A 19129-nucleotide genomic window follows, 5' to 3' on the forward strand; every position below is an offset into this window, starting at 1 on the left:
GCTGGCCGGTATGACCCCTGCCGCGACCGCGCCGCCCAGCCGCGCGTACCGAAGGCTCAGCGTCGAGGAACGGCGTGCCCAGCTGATCGGGGCGGCGCTCACGCTCTTCGCCCACCGGCCCCCCGACGAGGTCTCGCTCGACGAGGTCGCGACGGTGGCCGGGGTGTCGCGCCCGCTGGTCTACCGCTACTTCCCCGGCGGGCGGCAGCAGTTGTACGAGGCGGCCCTGAGGTCGGCCGCCGAGCAGCTGAAGCTGTGCTTCGCCGAACCCGCCGAGGGCCCGCCGACCGAGCGCGTGACGCGCGTCCTCGACCGCTACCTGGCGTTCGTCGACGAGCACGACACCGGCTTCAGCGCCCTGCTGCGGGGCGGCAGCGTCGCCGAGACGTCCCGGACGGACACCATCGTCGACGAGGTGCGGCGGGCGGCGGCCGAGCAGATCCTGCTGCACCTGGGCCACGACGGGAACAGCGAACCCGCGCCCCGGATGGGCATGATGGTGCGCACCTGGATCGCGGCGGTCGAGGCGGCCTCGCTGATCTGGCTCGACGAGGGCAAGCGGCCGGACGCCTCCGAGCTGCGGGACTGGCTGGTCGACCAGTTCATCGGCCTCCTCGCCGTCACCTCTGCCTCGGACCCGCGGACCGCGTCCGCCGTGGCCGCGCTGCTTCCGCTGGAGACCGCGGAGGGCCCGGCCGGCCGGCTGGCGGACCGGCTGGCCCCGCTGGTCGGCGTCGCCGCGCATCTGCTGCCGCCGGACTGACCGGCCGGTCCGGCCCGCCCGATCGGTCAGACTGGCCCGGTGAGAAGCGAGAACACCGCCTTCGTCGGCGGCCCGCTGGACGGCCGGGTACTGCCCGTCCTCACCGGCGCGACCGGCCATCCGCCCCAGTGGTACGAGGTGCCGGTCCCGGACGCCGCCGGCGGGCCGCCCACCGTGTACGCGTACCGCAGGGTGCCCGCCGGTCACACGAAGCGGCTCGGCATCCAGCGGGGATGGATCTACGAGTACGCCCCCGGGGGCCGCGAACGCCGACGGCCCCGGTGGCCATGGTCGAAGCCGGGGGGCGGAGGCCAGGAACCGCCGCACTAGGATCGACCGTCTGGTCCCTGGGGGACGGTCACAAGGGGGGATGCGCCATGGAGGCGCCGCGTCAGGACGAGCCACGCCGCTTCGGCCCGTACACCGTGCTGGCGCGGGTGCGTGAGACGGCCGCCGCCGTGCAGTACCTCGCGCACGGGGCGGACGGGCGGGACCTCGTCGTGGTCACGGCCGCCAGGCCCGCGCTCGCCGCGCTGCCCGCCTTCCGGCACCGCTTCGAGGCGGAGGCCCGCATCGCGGACCGGCTGGCCGGGGGCTGGGTCGAGGAGCTGACCGGCTCCGGCACGGACGGCTCCGGCACGGACGAGGTGCCGTGGACCGCGTCGGCGTACGTGCCCGCGCTGACCCTGGCCGAGGCCATAGAGGCCGTCGGGCCGCTGCCCGAGCGTGCCGTGCGGATACTGGGCGCCGGCATCGCCGAGGTCCTCTCCCGCGTCCACGCCACCGGCGCCGTGCTGCACGGCCTCACGCCCGGGACGGTCCTGCTCGCCGAGGACGGCCCCCGGCTCACCGCGTTCGGCCCGCTGGGTGCGGCGGCCGAGGCGGAACGGGGTCCGGGTGGAGGGCTGTCCGTACGGCTCGGCTATCTGACCCCCGAACAGCTCGCGGGCGAGAAGGCGGGCCCGGCCTCGGACCTCTTCGTCCTCGGGCTGCTGCTCGCCTACGCGGCGACCGGGACCACCCCGCTGGCGGACGGCCCCCCGGCCGAGGCCGCCGAGCGCATCGCCCAGGCCGCCCCGGAACTCGGCGGCGTGCCCGCGGAGTTGCGCGACCTGGTCGCCCGCTGCCTGGCGAAGGACCCGGCCGACCGCCCCAGCGCGGGGACGGTGGCCGCCGAACTCGCCCTGGAGGGCGCGGCCGCCCTCGCCGCGGGCGGCTGGCTCCCGGACCGGCTGTCGGCGGCGGTGGCCGCGCAGGGCGTCCGGGCCGGGCAGGCGGCAGCCGGTGCCGCTCCCCCCGAGAAATCCCTGTCCGTCGAGAAAGCGTCTGTGGAGAACCCCGTGTCCGATCAGTATCCGGTGTCCGACGAGAACCCCTCGGACGCCCGGGGCGCGCACGCCCCGAAGTCGTACGGGGACGTCTGGGACGCCGTCGCGCCCGCACCTCGGCCGCCGGCGCCCGAGCCCGGCATACAGGACGCGGTGCCGCCGCATCACGCACCGGCTCCGGTACCGGAGTGGCAGCAGCCGGCCGTCGCCGGCGGCACAGTCCCGGACGCGTCCGCCCCGATCCCGGACACCCGCACCACACAGCTCGGGGCCATCGGCCACCAGGGGCAGCGGGCGCAGCAGAGCCCGCAGGCTCCTTGGCCGGACCAGTCCGCGTACGGGTACCCGCAGCCGCAACCGCAGCCCTCTTACCCGCACCAGGCGGTCCAGCCCCCGCAGCCCCTTCCCGTGCCGCTGCCTCCGGCGCCCGTCCCGAACGCCGCCCCGCCCGCCGAACCCCGGCGGACCGGGGTCAGCCGCCGCGGACTGCTGTTCGGGGTGGTGGGCGGCGTGGCCGGGCTGCTGGTCGGCGGCGGGACGCTGTACGCGGTCACCTCCGGCGACGACGACAAGCCCGGGCCCGCCCCCGAGCCCGCGCCTCCCAGCTCCGCCGGGCCCAGCGTCGCCGGGGTGGCCCCGACGCCGCGCTGGATCTACAACCACCCGGCCTCCGAACCGGTGCCCCTGACCGCCGCACTCGTGAAGGACCGGCTGCTGGTCCTCACCGACGACAGCCATGTCAGCGCCGTCGACCTGCGCACCGGCCGCCGGGTCTGGGAGAACGCGGACGGCGCCAAGGGGCAGGCCGCCCTGGCCGCGGGCGACGACCTGTGCTTCGTCGCGGGTCCGTCGGAGTTCCTGTGGTTCTCGTCGAAGGACGGCAAGGTCACTCACCGTGTCGCGTACGCCGACGGCTTCGAGGGCGCACCGGACCTGTCGGTGCGCACGCTGGTCGGTTCGGCCGGATCGGCCATCTGGTTCACCGGGTCGCACAAGGCCACCGTGAAGGCCCCCAAGCCCAAGAAGGGCGAGAAGCCCGGCAAGGACAGGCAGGTCGTCAAGTCGTACCTGTTCGGGTACGACATCGTGCAGCGCAAGGAGCTGTGGCGGACCCCGGTACCCAGCGGCCGAGGCCCGATCGCGCCCGTCTTCCGCCTGATCGCGATCCGGCCGGACGCCATCGTGGTGCGGCAGGACTCCCGGACGCTCGCCCCGGCCGCCCTGAAGGCCGCGAAGAAGAAGGGCGTCTTCCGCAGCTTCGACCGCGAGACCGGCAAGGCGCAGTGGAGCCGCAGGTTCGGGAACGTCGCCCTCGACGGAGCGGCCGTCGGTGACGAGGAGGGCACCATCTACGCGGCGGACGGCGCCAATCTGCGCGCCTTCGAGACGCCCGCCGGCAAGGCGAAGTGGACACTGAAGGGCACCCGCGGTTCCGTCTTCGGGCCCTCCCTCCCCTCGGGCGACCTTCTGTACACCACCAACCGCAACCAGGAAGTGGGGGCGGTCGACCCGGAGACCGGGAAGCCGAAGTGGCGGCGGTCCACGGAGGCGGCGGGCGAGAAGGCTCCCGTGGTCTCCGTCAGCGGCTCCGGCAACACGGTGCTCGCCGCGGACCCGGGCCAGGTCACCGCGTTCTCCGCCGCCGACGGCAAGCGGCTGTGGAAGTTCCAGGACATCGGCAACCAGGAACCGGCGGGTGAGACGGTCACCGCCGGCTACCAGGTCCTTGCCTACGACAGGACGGCGGTCGTCCGCCGCGGCCGTACCGTCTACGCGTTCCCGGTCGCCTGACCGCACCCGCGGCCGCCCGGCGGACGGGCCACCGCCTTCCGGGCGAATCCGGGGGCGGTGGCCCGCCGCCACGCCCGCGGGTTCTTGCATCGCCCCGCCATGAGTGAGCGTATGGACGAATTGCGCTCACTCATGGGGTAGTCGCACGATTCACCCCGGTTTTGGAGGTGATGTCGTGTCGTCGGGCACCCTGGTGCGTTCCTTCGGTACGGCGGCCCTGGCCGCCGTCGTCGTGGTCTCGCCGGCCACCGCCGTCGCGGCCCCCTCACCCGGCCCCGGGGAGTCCTCCGGCGCACCCGCCCTCCCCGGCCCCCCGGCCGGCGGTGTCGCCGGGCTGCTGGGCCGGCTGCAGCACCTCTACCAGCAGGCCGAAGAGGCCACCGAGACCTACAACGGCACGGCGGCGGAGCTGAAGAAGCGGGCCGCGAAGGCGAAGAAGCTCGACGCGGCCCTCGTCACCGCCCGCCGCTCGCTGGCCCGCGGCCGCGACGCCGCGGGGCGGCTGGCCCGCGAGCAGTACCAGGGCCGGTCCGACCTCTCCGTGTATCTGCGGCTGCTGCTGATGCGGGACCCCGAGGCCGCCCTGGTCCAGGGCCAGGTCATCCAGCGGCTGGCCGCCGGGCGGGCGGCGAGCGTGCGGCGGCTCGGCGCGGCCGAGAAGCGGGCCGACGAGCTGGCCAGGGAGTCCCGCAAGGTGCTGGCCGAGCAGCGGACCCTGGCCGCGCGGCAGAAGAAGGAACGCGACACCGTCCGGGCCCGGCTGAAGCAGGTGGAGGCGATGCTCGCCACGCTCTCCACGGACCAGCTCGCCGAAGTCTCCGGTCTCGCACGGAAGAACACGGCCGAGGCCCAGAGCGCCCTGGTCGCCTCCGGGGCGCTCTCCTCGTCCCGGCGGCCGTCCGCCCAGGGCGAGGAGGCCGTCCGGTACGCGGTCCGGCAGATCGGCAAGCCGTACGTATGGGGGGCGGAGGGCCCGGGTTCGTTCGACTGCTCCGGGCTCACCTCGCAGGCCTGGGCGAACGCCGGCCGCACCATTCCGCGCACCTCGCAGGAGCAGTGGCGGCAGCTGACCCGGGTGCCGATGAACGCGCTGCGCCCCGGCGACCTGGTGGTCTACTTCCCGAAGGCGACCCATGTGGCGCTGTACATCGGCAACGGCCTGGTGGTGCAGGCGCCCCGGCCCGGCACCAGTGTGAAGGTCTCCCCGGTGGCGTCCAACCCGGTGCTCGGCGCGGTGCGGCCCGACCCGGACGGCTCGCCGCTGGCCTCGTACAAGGGCCCCGAACTGCCCGACGGCGCGACGGACGGCTCCGACGAGGGGTACGGGGCCTCCTCGGCCCCGGCCTCGTGAGGCCGGGGCGGAGGAGGGGGCCGCGGCGTCAGGCGGCCGGGCCCGCCACCGAGGCGAGGTAGGCGTTCGCCTTCTCCGGCTCGAAGAAGAAGTTCTCGAAGTCCGCCGGGTCGTTGAAGCCGTTGGCGAAGCGGTCCGCGACCGGCTGGAGCTGCCCGGCCGCCCCGATGAGGTTCAGCACGTGCTCCGGCGGGACGCCGAGCATCGCGTTGGTCCACTTCGTGACGTGCTGGGCGGTGTCCCAGTAGCGGTCGAAGGCGGCCTGCATCCACGCCTCGTCGAACTCCCGGTCGCCGTGCTCGACGATCGCCTCCAGATAGGCGGCGGCGCACTTGGAGGCCGAGTTGGACCCCTGGCCGGTGATCGGGTCGTTGGCGACGACCACGTCCGCCACGCCGAGCACCAGACCGCCGCCGGGCAGCCGGCCGACCGGCTTGCGGACGGTGGGGGCGTACCGGCCGGCGAGGGTGCCGTTGGCGTCGGTCAGTTCGACCTTGGTGGCGCGGGCGTATTCCCAGGGGGTGAACCGCTCCATCAGCTCCAGGGTCTTCGCCAGGTGCTCGGAGGGGTCCTTGATGCCCTGGAACGCGTCGAGCGGCCCGCCCGGGACGCCCTCCCAGAACAGGATGTCGGCGCGGCCCGAGGTGGTCAGGGTCGGCATCACGAAGAGCTCGCCGACGCCCGGGACCAGGTTGCAGCGGACCGCGTCGAACTCCGGGTGCTCCGGGCGCGGGCCCATGCCGTGGACGTACGCGACGGCCAGCGCGCGCTGCGGGGCGTCGTACGGCGAACGGGACGCGTCCCGGCCGAACATCGAGACCAGCTCGCCCTTGCCCGCCGCGACCAGCACCAGGTCGTAGGCGCGGGAGAAGTAGTCCAGGTCCGAGACGGCCGCGCCGTGGATGACGAGCTGTCCGCCGCGCTGGGCGAAGGTCTCCATCCAGCCGGCCATCTTGACGCGCTGGTCCACGGACTGGGCGTACCCGTCGAGCCTGCCGACCCAGTCGACGGCCCGCGAGGAGTCGGGGGCGGCGACCGAGACGCCGAGCCCCTCGATGCGCGGGGCCTGCGACTCCCAGAAGTTGAGCCGGAGGTCCCGCTCGTGCTGGAGCGCGGTGTGGAACATGCACTGCGTGGACATGACCCGGCCGGAGCGGATCTCGTCGGCGGTGCGGTTGGACATGAGGGTGACTTCGTACCCCTTGGACTGCAGTCCGAGGGCGAGCTGGAGCCCGGACTGACCGGCTCCGACTATGAGTATCTTCCGCATCGCGGTTCTCCGTTGTGTGGTGCTGGGGGAGGTGGGGGGCTACGCGGGGCTGACGTCGAGGGCGTGGCCGACGAGGGCCAGCAGGGACTCGACGACCGTGATCCGGTTGCGCGCGTCCATGATCATGACGGGGACGTGGGCGGGCACGGTCAGGGCCTCCCGGACGTCGTCGGCCTCGAAGCCCGGCGTTCCCTCGAAGTGGTTGACGGCCACGATGTACGGCAGTCCGCAGCTCTCGAAGTAGTCGAGGGCGGGGAAGCAGTCGGCGAGGCGGCGGGTGTCGGCCATGACGACGGCACCGATCGCGCCGCGCACCAGGTCGTCCCACATGAACCAGAACCGCTGCTGGCCCGGTGTGCCGAAGACGTACAGCACGAGGTCGTCGTCGAGCGTGAGCCGGCCGAAGTCCATGGCGACGGTCGTGGTGGCCTTGTCCGGGGTGGCGCCGAGGTCGTCGGTGTCCTCGCTCGCCCGGGTCATCATGGCCTCGGTCTGCAGCGGGGTGATCTCGGAGACCGAGCCCACGAACGTGGTCTTGCCGACGCCGAAGCCGCCCGCAACCACGATCTTCGTGGCGATGGGGGCCCGGGTGCGGTCCAGTTCCCAGGGCTGGAGCTTCTCCTCGGGCCGGTCCGCCGGGCCCGGCTGCCGCGGGGCGAACAGCGGCGACTCAGAGACGACGGAGTCCATCGAGCACCCTTTCGAGCAGTGCGCGGTCGGGCTGGCCGGTGCCGTGACCGGTCCCGTACACGCGGATCTTTCCCTGGTCGGCCAAGTCGCTGAGCAGCACCCGGACCACGCCGAGCGGCATCTTCAGCAGCGCCGAGATCTCCGCGACCGTGCGCATCCGGCGGCAGAGCTCGACGATGGCCCTGAGCTCCGGCATCAGGCGGGACGCCAGGTTGCCGTTGGTGAGTTCGCGGCGCTCCTCGGGAGCCTCCAGCGCGGCGACGAACGTCTCGACGAGCAGGACGTGCCCGAAGCGGGTGCGGCCGCCGGTGAGCGAGTACGGGCGGACCCGCGCGGGCCGTTTGCCGGCCCCTCGTACGGGAAGCCTGCGGGCGGGTCCGGCAGCGGTGTCGCTCACTGGGTGCTCTCCATCGATGTGCGCAGTTCCCTGCGGAGTTCGGGGGTGAGTACGTGTCCGGCACGGCCGACGAACAGCGCCATGTGGTACGCGATGACGCTCATGTCGCAGTCGGGTGCGGCGTGCACCCCGAGCAGTGATCCGTCGCTGATCGACATGACGAAGACGCTGCCCTCGTCCATCGCGACCATGGTCTGCTTGACGCCGCCGCCCTCCATCAGCTTCGCGGCGCCGGCGGTGAGGCTGCCGATGCCGGAGACGATGGTCGCCAGGTCGGCGCTGGAGCCGCGCGGTCCGCTCTGCGGACCCGGCTCGGCGGCGGTGCGGTGGCCGGGGTCGGAGGACAGCAGCATCAGCCCGTCGGACGAGACGACGGTGACCGAGTGGACCCCTGGCACCTCCTCCACCAGATTGCTCAGCAGCCAGTGCAGGTTCCGGGCCTCGGTGCTCAGCCCGCATGTGCTGGGCGCAGTCAACTGCGTGCCTCCTCGACTGTGTCCCCCGTCTCTCCGGTCCGGCCGTCGCTACGGCCTGCCGGCTCGGCGTGTTCGGTACGTGTGGTGCTCCCGGCCGGCCCGGCGCCTTCGGCGAGCTCGGCCTCGACGTCCCGGCGGCCGTCCTTGGCGCCCTGGTGGAAGCCGCCGAGCCGGCGCCGCAGCGCCTCCCTGTCGACGCTCCCCCGGCGCTCGGCGGCGGGCGCCCCGGCGGGCCGGACGACCTTGGGGGTCCGCTTGGGCAGCCCCTTGGCGGTGACGGAACCGGTCTCCGCCCTACGGGGACCGGGGACGGCGCCCGCGGCTTCCACCGGCGCGGGGGCGGACGCCGGCGCGGGGGCGTCCGCCGGGGCGGGGGCTTCCACCGGGGCGGGGGCTTCCACCGGCGCGGGGGCCTCGGGTGTCACGGGGGCCGGGTCCGCGTGCGGCGCCTCGTCGGCGGCGCGCTCATGGCGGTCGGGGCCGACGGCGTACGGGCCGACGGCGGGCGCGGGTGCGTCCTCCGCCTTCGGCGGCCGGGGCAGGCGGACCTGGAGGGTGGCCTCGGGATCGGTCTCGTCGGCGGGGCCAGTCTCCGGCGCGGGCTTCGGCCTGGTGGCCGCTCCGGTCCCGGCGGCCGCCCCGGTTCCAGCCGCCCCGGGCTCGGGGGCCGCCCCGGGCTCGGGCGTGGGACCCGCCTCGGAGGTAGCACCCGGCTCGGGTACGGCCCCCGGCTCGGGCACGGCGTCCGCCTCGGGTACGGCCCCCGGCTCGGGCACGGCACTCGCTTCGAGCGTCCTCGCGGGCTCGTCGGCCGCAGGTGCCCCGGCCTGCTCCTCCGTCGCGGCTCCGGCCGCCCGCGCCTCCTCCGGCGGCTGCGCCGCCCCCGCCTCCGCGAGCGCCCGTTCCGCCGCCGCGATCATCGGGTCCTCGGAGGTCGCCTCGGAGCGTCCCGGCAGGGTGTTGGAGTTGGCCTCGGCGACCGAGCCCGGCAGATTGAGCGTGGGCGCGTCGCCGGGTGCGGTGACCGGCGGCGGGGTCGCGGTCGGGAGCGTCTTGGGCAGCAGGGCCTCGGGGAGCACGACGACCGCGGTCACCCCGCTCCCCTTCTGCTCGCGCAGCTCCACCCGTACGCCGTGACGGGCGGCGAGCAGCGAGGTCACCTGGAGGCCGAGCCCGGCCCCGTCCGCGTTCTGCTCGCCGGCCTCGAAGAGCGTCGGGTCGGCCAGGCGGGTGTTCAGCTCGCCCATCCGTACGGAGGACATGCCGATGCCCTCGTCCTGGACGGAGAGCATCACCTCGCCGCTCTCCAGGAGCCAGCCGGAGAGCTGGACGTGGGAGTCGGGCGGGGAGAACGAGGTGGCGTTCTCCAGGAGTTCCGCGACCAGGTGGCTGAGGTCGTCGGCGGCGAATCCGGCGACCTGGGCGTGCGGCGGGAGGGACTGGATGGTGACCCGCTCGTACCGCTCGATCTCGCTGACGGCGGCGCGCAGGACGTCGACCAGCGGGATCGGGCCGGGGTGACCGTGGCCGTGCTCCGCGCCGGCGAGGACCAGCATGTTCTCGCTGTGGCGGCGCATGACCGTGGCCATGTGGTCGAGCTTGAAGAGGGTGCCGAGCCGTTCCGGGTCCTGCTCGCGCTCCTCCAGGGACTCGATGACGCCGAGCTGCCGTTCGACCAGGCCGAGGGTGCGCAGCGAGAGGTTGACGAAGGTGTGGTGGACGGTGTTCTTCAGCTTCTCCAGCTGGGCCGTCAGGTCGGCCGCCCGCACCTGGAGTTCGGCGCGCTGGACCATGAGGGCCTCGCGGCCGGCGATCAGCTCGGCGCGCTCGGTCTCCAGGCTCTCGAAGCGGCCGTTGAACTCCTGGAGCAGCCCCTGCAACTGGCCGTGCAGGGCGTTGACGGAGCGGACGGCCTGGGCGAACTCGTCGTTGCGGCCGGTGTAGCGGACCGGTTCGGCGGTGGCGGGTTCGGCGGCGAGCCGGGCGGCGCCGATCCGCAGCACGGCGAGCGGCTGGGTGAGGGTGCGGGCGACGGCGGTGGAGACCGCGACGGCGACGAGCAGGCAGCCGCCGAGGAGCGCGATCCGCAGTTCGAGCGCGGTGACGTCGTCGTCGCGCAGCTGTTCCAGCCGCTGGACCTGGGTGGTGCCGAGCGCGGACTCCACCGAGCGCATCCGGTCGACGCGGGCGGAGAGGGCCGCGGCGACCTTCTTGCTGCTGATCTTCAGGTCGGAGTCGGACAGTTCGGGGCGGTCGGTCAGCTCGGCGAGGTACTTCTCGGCGCTGTTGACCTCGGGGCCGGTGACGGTGGAGGCCAGCTTGTCGCGGGCGGTGGCGCCGGCGGACTGGTCGAAGTCGGCGAGCGCGGAGAGTTCACCGACCCGGGCCCGCTGGGCGGCGGCGCTCAGCGCGTCGCGGGTGCGGTCCTCCTTGGTCTCGCCCTCGTCCCGGGGCTGGAGGGGGAGGCCCGTGAACGGGTCGGTCTGCGGGGGCGCCGGCTCCGGGCGGGGCACGGCGAGCGCGGCGAGCAGCAGCCCGCGGGCGGCGGAGGCCTGTTCGGTGGCCCGGCCGAGCTCCTGCGGCGTGCGGGTCGCCTCGGCGGCGCGCGGCGGGGTGTCGCGGGCGAGCTCGTCGGCGAGGCCGTGGAGTTTGGCGATGACCTCGGAGTACGCCTGGTGGGCCTCCAGCGCCGTGCCCTTGCCGCTGACGGCGTCCCGGCGCAGGGAGGGGATGGTGGACAGGTCGCGCAGCAGGTCGGCCGGGGCCGCCTCCCGGATCTCGTCCACCTGCTGGTCGACGCGGGTCTCCCGGCTGCCCGGCTCGCCCTCCCGGCCGCCCGCGATGTACGCGGTGACCTCGTCGCGTTCGTCGGCGAGGGAGTGGGCCAGGGAGATGGCCTGCTGGTTCAGCTCGGCGAGGGTGATCAGGTTCTGCGAGTCGGTGAGGTCGGACGAGGCGGCGAGGATGGCCGGCGTCCCCGCCGCTATGACGGTGATCCCGACGACGGCGACACCCGCGACCAGCCGGCTGCGGACGCGTACGGTGCGACCGCCCTCGGCCGGGGCCGTCGGCGCCGCCCCGGAACCGCTGTTGCTGCCGCCCTTGCTCCGAGGCCGCTTCTTCTGCACCGGTGCTCGCATTCTTGACTCGTCCGCCCTTGAAGCAGAGGTGACGCACGGTCACATGAACGAGCGTCCCGCCCCCCTGGTACGGCTTCCGACCATTCCAGTGCTTTTGGGAAGGAGACGCGCATCAACCGCTCCGCCACTCGAACGAGTGAACATCACTCCCGAGTTGGCGAACAAGTCTCCCCCAGCGGGTTCCGGCGCCGGGTGCGGACACCGGCTGGAAGTTCCGGGCGGGCTTTGGCAGGATCCCCGCCCGCACTCCCGGGCGGAGCGCCTCCTTCCGCCTCGGCGGACGGCCTGACCTGCCGGTACGCACCAATCCCGGTGCCGTGCAGGCGCGGTGAAGGCATCGTGCAGACTGGCCGCATGCGTATCGAGCTCGCGACCGCCGCCGGCGCCCCCGGGCGCCCGAACGAGGACTGGACGGCCACCGTCCTCCCTGCTTCAGGTCGGGGCGGAGGGCTGGTGCTGCTCGACGGTGTCACCCCGCCGAGGGACGACGCCGGTTGTGTGCACTCGGTTCCGTGGTTCACGGCGAGGCTGGGCGGGGCGCTGGTCGAACTGTCCGGTTCGCGGCGCGATCTGACCTTGCGGGAGATCCTCGCGGAGTCCATCCGGCGCACCGCGGACAGCCACCGCTCCACGTGTGACCTTTCTCACGCACGTACGCCGCAGGCGACCGTCGTCGTGGCGCGTTGGGACGAGGCCGAGGTCGAGCACCTGGTGCTGTCCGATTCGGTACTGCTGCTCGAGTCGCCCGCCGGGGAGGTCCGCGCGGTGCTGGACGACCGGCTCGGCCGGCTGCCGCCGGAACTGCTGGTGTCGGACACGGTGGCCGACGCCCGGGCGCGCAACAAGGAGGGCGGCTTCTTCACGGCCGCCGCCGATCCGGCCGTGGCGGAGCGCGCGGTCACCGGGCGGACGCCGCGCGCCGGTGTGCGGGCGCTGGCGGCGCTGACGGACGGGGCGAGCCGCTGGACGGAGATGTTCGGCGCGGGCGACTGGGCGGCGTGCCTCGGGGTGCTGGAGAAGGAGGGCCCGCAGGGGCTGATCGACCGGGTCCGCGCCCTGGAGGACGCGGACACGGAGCGTGAGCGCCTGCGGGGCAAGACCCACGACGACGCGACGGCGGTCTACGCCCGGTTGTGAGGCGCCACGTGGCCCGCCACCGCTCTCAGTCCTCGGCGCGGGCGTTCAGCTGGTGCAGCAGCCGGGCCAGTTCGGCGACCTCGGCGCGGTCCCAGTCGGCGAGCTTGCGGACATAGCGGTCGCGGCGGGCGTCGCGGACGCTCCGGAAGCGGGCGAGGCCCTCTTCGGTGAGGTGGACGAGGAAGGCGCGTCCGTCGGCGGGGTCGGGCTCGCGCGCCACCAGTCCGAGGGCTTCCAGGGCGCGGAGCTGACGGCTCATGGTGGCCTTGCCGACCCCGAAGTACGCGGCGAGATCGGTGGCCCGCTGCCGGCCGGCGGATTCCAGGCGTACGAAGAGGCCGTAGGCGGCGGCTTCCAGTTCGGGGTGCACCTCGCGCGCCATCTCACCGGAGTTGGCCCGCGCGCGGCGCAGGAAGACGGCCAGCTCCAGCTCCAGGGCGAGAAATTCGTGGTCCACACCACTTTCTCCGGTTGCGCCGGGTTCACGCCCGTTTTCGCTCCCGTGCACGTCAACACCGTTCATGAGCTTTCCCGCCGATGAAAGTTTCCTTCGCCGCCGGTCATCGCCGCAGCTCGGTCATTATTTCGTAGGCGTAGACCAACGGCACCGCCCAGGCCCTCTTCCGCCACCCGGGTCTACGTGCGTAGCGTCATGCGTGGCATGTTCATACCATGGCGTGCCGCCGGGGTCGCCGCGGGGCGCCCCCCGGGTCAGCAGATCCCCCCACTGAGGCCTCGGAGGCACGCAATGCCCGTGCACAGATCCGGTTCCAAGAAGGCCCGCCGCTCGCGCTTCGCGGCGGCCGGCACTCTGCTCGCAGCTCTCTCCCTCCTCATCGCCCTCCCCGGCACGTCGAACGCGGCGGCCGGCAAACCCACCGCACCCGCCCGCGGCACCGCCAGCATGGGCATGGGCGTCATCGCCCATGACGGCAACGGCAAGGGCGAGGCGCCGGCCGGCACCCTCGCCGCCCAGACCGAGGGCGTGGACGTCAGCAGCCACCAGGGCAACGTCGCCTGGTCCACGCTGTGGAACAGCGGCGTCAAATGGGCCTACACCAAGGCCACCGAGGGCACGTACTACACGAACCCCTACTTCGCCCAGCAGTACAACGGCTCGTACAACGTCGGGATGATCCGCGGCGCGTACCACTTCGCCACGCCCGACACCACGAGCGGCGCCGTCCAGGCCAACTACTTCGTGGACCACGGGGGCGGCTGGTCCAGGGACGGCAAGACCCTGCCGGGCGTGCTCGACATCGAGTGGAACCCGTACGGCGCGCAGTGCTACGGCAAGACGGCGGCTCAGATGGTCTCGTGGATCCGTGACTTCGTGAACACGTACAAGGCGCGCACCGGACGGGACGCGGTCATCTACACCGCGACCAGCTGGTGGCAGGCCTGCACGGGCAACAACGCGAGCTTCGGCACGACCAACCCCCTGTGGGTGGCCCGGTACAGCAGCACGGTCGGCACGCTCCCGGCCGGCTGGGGCTTCTACACGATCTGGCAGTACACCTCGTCCGGCCCGACGGTGGGCGACCACAACCACTTCAACGGCGCCCTCGACCGCGTACAGGCACTCGCCAACGGATAGCGGCGGCCCTTCGCCCTGCGGAGCCCGGTGACGCACCCCGTCGCCGGGCTCCCTCGCGCCCACGGCCCTGACCAGGCACTTCCCGCGCAGGCCGGAACGCCACCCCGCTATACAACGGGCGTATACCTCGCGTGTACAGTCGCCACTCCAGGCCGAACACCAGTGCGGCCCATCACCTGAAGGAGTGGCACGCCGTGCCCAGTAAGAGGAAGTCGATCGGCACGGGGTTGGCCGTCACCCTTGTGACAGCGCTCACGCTGACGCTGAGCGGCTGCTCGATGGAGACCACAGCGCCCGGCTCGGCCCGCGCCGACGCCGCGTCGGACGCCAAGGGGTCGTTCGGCCCGGTGGACTGCCGCAAGGCCAAGTGCATCGCCCTGACCTTCGACGCGGGCCCGGCCGATGACACGCCCCACCTGCTGGACATCCTCAAGGAGAAGAAGGTCCACGCGACGTTCTTCCTGCTCGGCAAGAACCACGTCAGGAAGCACCCCGACACCGTCCGCCGCCTCGCGGCGGAGGGGCACGAGATCGCCAACCACACCTGGTCGCACGAGATCCTCACGGACAAGAAGCCCGCCGAGATACGGGCCGAGCTGGAGAAGACGCAGAACGCGATCGCGGAGATCACCGGCAGGAAGCCGCGGCTGATGCGCCCGCCCCAGGGCCGCACCGACGACACCGTCTCGGAGATCAGCAAGGATCTCGGGCTCTCCCAGATCCTGTGGAGCGCCACCGCCAAGGACTACTCGACGACCGACTCCGCGCTGATCGAGAAGCGGATACTCGACCAGGCGAGCAGGGACGGCATCATCCTGCTGCACGACATCTACAAGGGCACGGTGCCCGCGGTGCCCGGCATCATCGACGCGCTGAAGAAGCAGGGCTACACGTTTGTGACGGTCCCCCAGCTGATGGCGCCCGCCGAGCCGGTGCCGGGCACGGTCTACCGCCCCTGACCGGGTTACGGGGAACGGCCCGCCTCCCCCCGAGGGGGAGCCGGGCCGCCCGCGGACGGGACCTCCGCCACGCCGCTACGCCGCGGCCGGAATCCTGTGCTCCGCCGTGGCCGGGGCGAGGGCGATCTCCAGGACCTGGCGGACGTCGGTGACCGGGTGGACCTCCAGGGTCTCCAGCACCTCGGCCGGCACGTCGTCCAGGTCGGCCTCGTTCCGCTTGGGGATCACCACGGTGGTGATCCCCGCGCGGTGGGCGGCCAGCAGCTTCTGCTTCAGCCCGCCGATCGGCAGCACCCGTCCGGTCAGCGAGACCTCACCCGTCATCGCCACGTCCGTACGGACCAGCCGCCCGGACAGCAGCGAGGCCAGCGCCGTCGTCATCGTGATGCCCGCGCTCGGGCCGTCCTTGGGGACCGCGCCCGCCGGGAAGTGGATGTGCGTGCCGCGGTCCTTGAGGTCCGCGACCGGCAGTTCCAGTTCCGCGCCGTGCGACCTGAGGAAGCTCAGCGCGATCTGCGCCGACTCCTTCATGACGTCACCGAGCTGACCGGTGAGGGTCAGTCCGGACGCCCCCGTCTCCGGGTCGGCCAGCGACGCCTCCACGAAGAGGACGTCCCCACCGGCCCCCGTCACCGCGAGCCCGGTGGCCACTCCCGGCACCGCGGTACGGCGCTCGGCCGGGTCCTGGGCGGACTCGGGCACGTGGTGCGGGCGGCCGATGAGACCGCGCAGGTCGTCCGCGCCCACCGTGAACGGCAGTTCGCGGTCGCCCAGTTCACTCTGGGCCGCGACCTTGCGCAGCAGCCGGGCGACGGCCCGCTCCAGGTTCCGTACACCGGCCTCCCGGGTGTACTCGCCGGCCAGCTTGCGCAGCGCCGGCTCGTCGAGCGTGACCTCGTCCTTCTCCAGGCCGGCCCGCTCCAGCTGGCGCGGGAGCAGGTGGTCGCGGGCGATGACGACCTTCTCGTCCTCGGTGTAGCCGTCGAGCCTGACCAGCTCCATGCGGTCGAGCAGCGCCTCCGGAATGGCCTCCAGGACGTTGGCGGTGGCCAGGAAGACCACGTCGCTGAGGTCGAGTTCGACCTCCAGGTAGTGGTCGCGGAAGGTGTGGTTCTGCGCGGGGTCGAGCACTTCGAGGAGGGCTGCGGCCGGGTCGCCCCGGAAGTCGGAGCCGACCTTGTCGATCTCGTCGAGCAGGACGACCGGGTTCATCGAACCGGCCTCCTTGATGGCGCGGACGATGCGCCCGGGCAGCGCCCCGACGTACGTACGCCGGTGGCCGCGGATCTCCGCCTCGTCCCGGACGCCGCCGAGCGCGACGCGGACGAACGTGCGGCCCATGGCGTGCGCGACGGACTCCCCGAGCGAGGTCTTGCCGACGCCGGGCGGTCCGACGAGGGCCAGCACCGCGCCGCCGCGCCGCCCGCCGACGACGCCGAGCCCGCGGTCGGCCCGCCGCTTGCGCACCGCGAGGTACTCGGTGATGCGCTCCTTCACGTCCTGGAGGCCCGCGTGTTCGGCGTCGAGGATCTCCTGGGCGGCCTTGATGTCGTACGCGTCCTCGGTCCGCTCGGTCCAGGGCAGTTCGAGGACGGTGTCGAGCCAGGTCCTGATCCAGGAGCCCTCAGGGCTCTGGTCGGAGGCGCGCTCCAGCTTCTCGACCTCCTTGAGCGCGGCCTCGCGGACGTGCCCGGGCAGCTCGGCGGCCTCGACGCGGGCCCGGTAGTCGTCGGACTCGTCCTCCGGATCGCCGTTGAGCTCGGAGAGCTCCTTGCGTACGGCGTCGAGCTGGCGCCGCAGCAGGAACTCGCGCTGCTGCTTGTCGACGCCCTCCTGGACGTCCTTGGCGATGGACTCGGCGACGTCCTGCTCGGCGAGGTGCTCGCCGAGCCACTGGATGGCGAGCTTCAGCCGGGCGACCGGGTCGGCGGTCTCCAGCAGGCGCACCTTCTGGGCGGTGGTGAGGAAGGGGGAGTACCCGGAGTTGTCGGCGAGCGCGGAGACGCCCTCGATCTGCTGGACCCGGTCCACGACCTGCCAGGCGCCGCGCTTCTTCAGCCAGCTGGTGGCGAGCGCCTTGTACTCCTTGACCAGTTCGGCGACGGCCCCGGGCAGGGGGTCGGGGACGGAGACGTCGACCCGGACCCCTTCCACCCAGAGCGCGGCGCCCGGCCCGCTGGTGCCCGCTCCGATCCTGACCCGGTCGCGGCCCCGGATGAGGGCGCCCGGGTCACCGTCGGAGAGCCGTCCCACCTGCTCGACGGTCCCGAGGACCCCGATCCCGGTGTACGTACCGTCGATGCGCGGGACGAGCAGCACCTCGGGCTTGCCCCCGCCCTCCCGGGCGGCGGCCTGAGCGGCCTCGACGGCGGCGCGCACCTCGGCGTCCGACAGGTCCAGCGGCACCACCATTCCCGGCAGCACGACCTCGTCGTCGAGCGGCAGCACGGGCAGGGTGAGCGGTGTGACGGCGTTGGACTCAGTAGCCATGATCTCCCCTTCGGCAGTCAAGTTGAGCTATGAAGACTCAATGGTTGTGAGCGGCTCGATGTTCCCCAACGGGTGTTCGCTCTGAGCGATCGGATCGCCGGGTGGGCGGACCTCCCAGGGCCGTGGCACACCGGCGTCGACCGCCTGCGCGAGGATGGCGCGGGCCCGGCGTGAACCGGACGGTGCCCGGTCTCCGATAGAGGGGGTGTGAGCCACTTGGGCCCCTCGGGGGACGACCGGAGCGACGAGGCGCTGCTGCGTGCCGTCGCGCAGGGGGACACGGCCGCCCTGGCCGCGTTCTACGACCGGCATTCCGGCTGGCTGCTCGCCCGGCTGAGCCGCCGGTGCCCGGACGCGGAGACCGTGCGGGAGGTCGTGCAGGACACCTTCCTGACGGTCTGGCGTTCGGCCGCCGCGCACCGGGGCGCCGAGGCCGGCGGCTGGCTCTGGGTGATCGCCGCCCGGCGCCTGGTCGACGCCCAGCGGACCCGGGCGCGGACGGAACGCGCGGCAGCCGCCGAACAGGCGGGCGACTCCCGCTGGGCCGCCCCCGCGCCATCCGCCGAGGACCGGGTCCTGGCGGGTCTGGAGTACGGGGACGTGGGCGCCGCCCTCGACCGGATCTCGCCCGAGCTCCGGGAGGTCCTGAAGGCGACGGTGGTCGACGGCCTGACCACCAGGGAGGCCGCCCGGCTGCTCGGCATACCGGAGGGCACGGTCAAGACCCGGGCGCTGCGGGCCCGCCGCGAGCTGCGCGCCGCCCTCGACCGCCTGGTCGCGGAGAACGGCCCCCTGGGAGGGACGGCATGACGACGTGGCACGTGACGGACGATCTGGTTCTGCGGTACGCGGAGGGCTCGGCCCCGGAGACGGACGCCTGGTCCGTGGAGAAGCACGTCGAGTCCTGTACCGGATGCGCGGAGCGCGTGTCGGCGGCGGTACGCGGCCGGGGGGCGGCGATGGTGCTGGACGAGGTCCGGGCGGCGGTGCTCGCGGGCGCCGCCGCCGAGCCGGTCCGGGTCGCGGGCGGATGGCGGGTGCGCGGGGCGGGTGCGTGGCGCCGGGTGTCCGGCGTCGGCGCGCGGCGTCCGGCGCCTCGCGCCCACCGGATCGGCCGGATGCTCTGGGCGGCCGGGCCCGCGGTGCGGGGGCCGTGGACGAGCGCGCTGCTGCTGGTGGCGTGCGCGGCCGTGGCGCTGGCGTACGGGGGCGGGCTCGGCGAGGCGGCGCGGCCGCTGCTTCTCGTCGTCGCGCCGGTGCTGCCGCTCGCCGGGGTCGGTTTCTCGTACGGGCGCTCCGCCGACCCGATGCACGAGATCATCGCCGCGTCCCCGCGTGGCGGGCTGCGGCTGCTGCTGATCAGGACCGCCGCGGTGCTCGGGGCGACCGTGCCGGTGCTCGGACCGGCCTGGGCCGTACTGCCCGCGTCGGCGGGCACGCCGGGGGCGCTGTCCTGGCTGCTGCCGGGGCTCGCCCTGACGCTGGCGGCGCTGGGTCTCGGCTCGTACGTGGGGTGCCGCGCCGGGGCCTGGACCGTCGCGGCGGCCTGGCTGGCGGCCGTCACCGTACCGGGCCTCGGAGCGTCACCGTCCGCGCTCGCCGAGGCGGCACGTACGGCCACCCGCTTCTTCACCGGACCTTCCGCACAGGGCGCCTGGGCGGCGGCGGCCGTGCTCTGCGCGGGGCTGCTGGCCCTGCGCCGCCGATCCTTCGACCATCTGGAGACGTCATGAGCGTGAT

16 protein-coding genes are annotated in these 19129 nt (G+C 73.6%); 9 read left to right on the top strand and 7 right to left on the bottom strand.

Going from position 1 to position 19129, the window contains the following annotated elements:
• Positions 1-10: 10 nt before the first annotated feature.
• From ABZ564_RS24050 to ABZ564_RS24065, 4 genes are all read left to right on the top strand, one after another.
• Entirely contained in the window at positions 11-763 is a 753-nt protein-coding gene (locus ABZ564_RS24050) for a TetR/AcrR family transcriptional regulator (RefSeq protein ID WP_360860095.1), read from the top strand.
• Positions 764-802: 39 nt separating this feature from the next.
• On the top strand, positions 803-1093 hold the full coding sequence (locus ABZ564_RS24055; protein WP_360860097.1) for a hypothetical protein: 291 nt from the start codon (positions 803-805) through the stop codon (positions 1091-1093).
• 47 nt (positions 1094-1140) lie between these two features.
• A complete protein-coding gene (locus ABZ564_RS24060; RefSeq protein WP_360860100.1) occupies positions 1141-3882 on the top strand; it encodes a PQQ-binding-like beta-propeller repeat protein in 2742 nt (913 codons plus the stop codon).
• A gap of 175 nt (positions 3883-4057) precedes the next feature.
• Positions 4058-5233 carry an NlpC/P60 family protein gene (locus tag ABZ564_RS24065; protein WP_360860102.1) on the top strand — a complete coding sequence of 392 codons (1176 nt, stop codon included), beginning with the start codon at positions 4058-4060 and terminating at the stop codon, positions 5231-5233.
• A 28-nt stretch (positions 5234-5261) separates the two neighbouring features.
• On the opposite strand, the gene ABZ564_RS24070 is transcribed toward ABZ564_RS24065, so the two are convergent.
• From ABZ564_RS24070 to ABZ564_RS24090, 5 genes are read right to left on the bottom strand one after another with little or no spacing between them, the layout of a single operon-like run.
• On the bottom strand, positions 5262-6503 hold the full coding sequence (locus ABZ564_RS24070) for a styrene monooxygenase/indole monooxygenase family protein (protein WP_360860105.1): 1242 nt from the start codon (positions 6501-6503) through the stop codon (positions 5262-5264).
• Positions 6504-6542: 39 nt separating this feature from the next.
• A complete protein-coding gene (locus ABZ564_RS24075; RefSeq protein WP_360860108.1) occupies positions 6543-7193 on the bottom strand; it encodes an ATP/GTP-binding protein in 651 nt (216 codons plus the stop codon).
• A complete protein-coding gene (locus ABZ564_RS24080; RefSeq protein ID WP_360860111.1) occupies positions 7174-7590 on the bottom strand; it encodes a DUF742 domain-containing protein in 417 nt (138 codons plus the stop codon). The genes ABZ564_RS24075 and ABZ564_RS24080 overlap by 20 nt, the downstream gene beginning before the upstream one ends.
• The gene (locus ABZ564_RS24085; RefSeq protein ID WP_360860114.1) at positions 7587-8066 is read right to left on the bottom strand and encodes a roadblock/LC7 domain-containing protein; all 480 of its coding nucleotides are present in this window, start codon (positions 8064-8066) and stop codon (positions 7587-7589) included. Before ABZ564_RS24085 ends, ABZ564_RS24080 begins: the two co-directional genes overlap by 4 nt.
• The gene (locus tag ABZ564_RS24090; RefSeq protein WP_360860117.1) at positions 8063-11194 is read right to left on the bottom strand and encodes a nitrate- and nitrite sensing domain-containing protein; all 3132 of its coding nucleotides are present in this window, start codon (positions 11192-11194) and stop codon (positions 8063-8065) included. Before ABZ564_RS24090 ends, ABZ564_RS24085 begins: the two co-directional genes overlap by 4 nt.
• A gap of 366 nt (positions 11195-11560) precedes the next feature.
• On the opposite strand from ABZ564_RS24090, the gene ABZ564_RS24095 reads away from it, so the two are divergent.
• Positions 11561-12343 carry a hypothetical protein gene (locus ABZ564_RS24095; protein WP_360860120.1) on the top strand — a complete coding sequence of 261 codons (783 nt, stop codon included), beginning with the start codon at positions 11561-11563 and terminating at the stop codon, positions 12341-12343.
• Between the two features lie 25 nt (positions 12344-12368).
• Here ABZ564_RS24095 and ABZ564_RS24100 read toward each other — a convergent pair whose 3' ends face one another.
• Positions 12369-12851, bottom strand: a complete 483-nt coding sequence (locus tag ABZ564_RS24100) for a MarR family transcriptional regulator (RefSeq protein WP_360860123.1) — start codon at positions 12849-12851, stop codon at positions 12369-12371.
• 240 nt (positions 12852-13091) lie between these two features.
• Between ABZ564_RS24100 and ABZ564_RS24105 the strand changes: the two genes are divergently transcribed.
• Positions 13092-13940: a lysozyme gene (locus ABZ564_RS24105; protein ID WP_360860126.1), complete on the top strand. Its 849-nt coding sequence runs from the start codon at positions 13092-13094 to the stop codon at positions 13938-13940.
• Between the two features lie 278 nt (positions 13941-14218).
• A complete protein-coding gene (locus ABZ564_RS24110; RefSeq protein WP_360860164.1) occupies positions 14219-14899 on the top strand; it encodes a polysaccharide deacetylase family protein in 681 nt (226 codons plus the stop codon).
• Positions 14900-14974: 75 nt separating this feature from the next.
• Here the strand turns inward: ABZ564_RS24110 and lon are convergent, their stop codons facing one another.
• A complete protein-coding gene (gene lon, locus ABZ564_RS24115; protein WP_360860129.1) occupies positions 14975-17389 on the bottom strand; it encodes an endopeptidase La in 2415 nt (804 codons plus the stop codon).
• Positions 17390-17596: 207 nt separating this feature from the next.
• Between lon and ABZ564_RS24120 the strand changes: the two genes are divergently transcribed.
• Both ABZ564_RS24120 and ABZ564_RS24125 read left to right on the top strand, forming a co-directional pair.
• Positions 17597-18199 (top strand): RNA polymerase sigma factor, encoded by a 603-nt coding sequence (locus ABZ564_RS24120; protein WP_360860132.1) that lies wholly within the window; start codon positions 17597-17599, stop codon positions 18197-18199.
• Complete coding sequence (locus tag ABZ564_RS24125; protein WP_360860135.1) at positions 18196-19122, top strand: hypothetical protein; 927 nt, start codon at positions 18196-18198, stop codon at positions 19120-19122. Before ABZ564_RS24120 ends, ABZ564_RS24125 begins: the two co-directional genes overlap by 4 nt.
• Positions 19123-19129 lie beyond the last annotated feature (7 nt).

The organism is Streptomyces sp. NPDC019224 (assembly GCF_040632605.1).
In the GTDB taxonomy this organism is placed as follows: domain Bacteria; phylum Actinomycetota; class Actinomycetes; order Streptomycetales; family Streptomycetaceae; genus Streptomyces.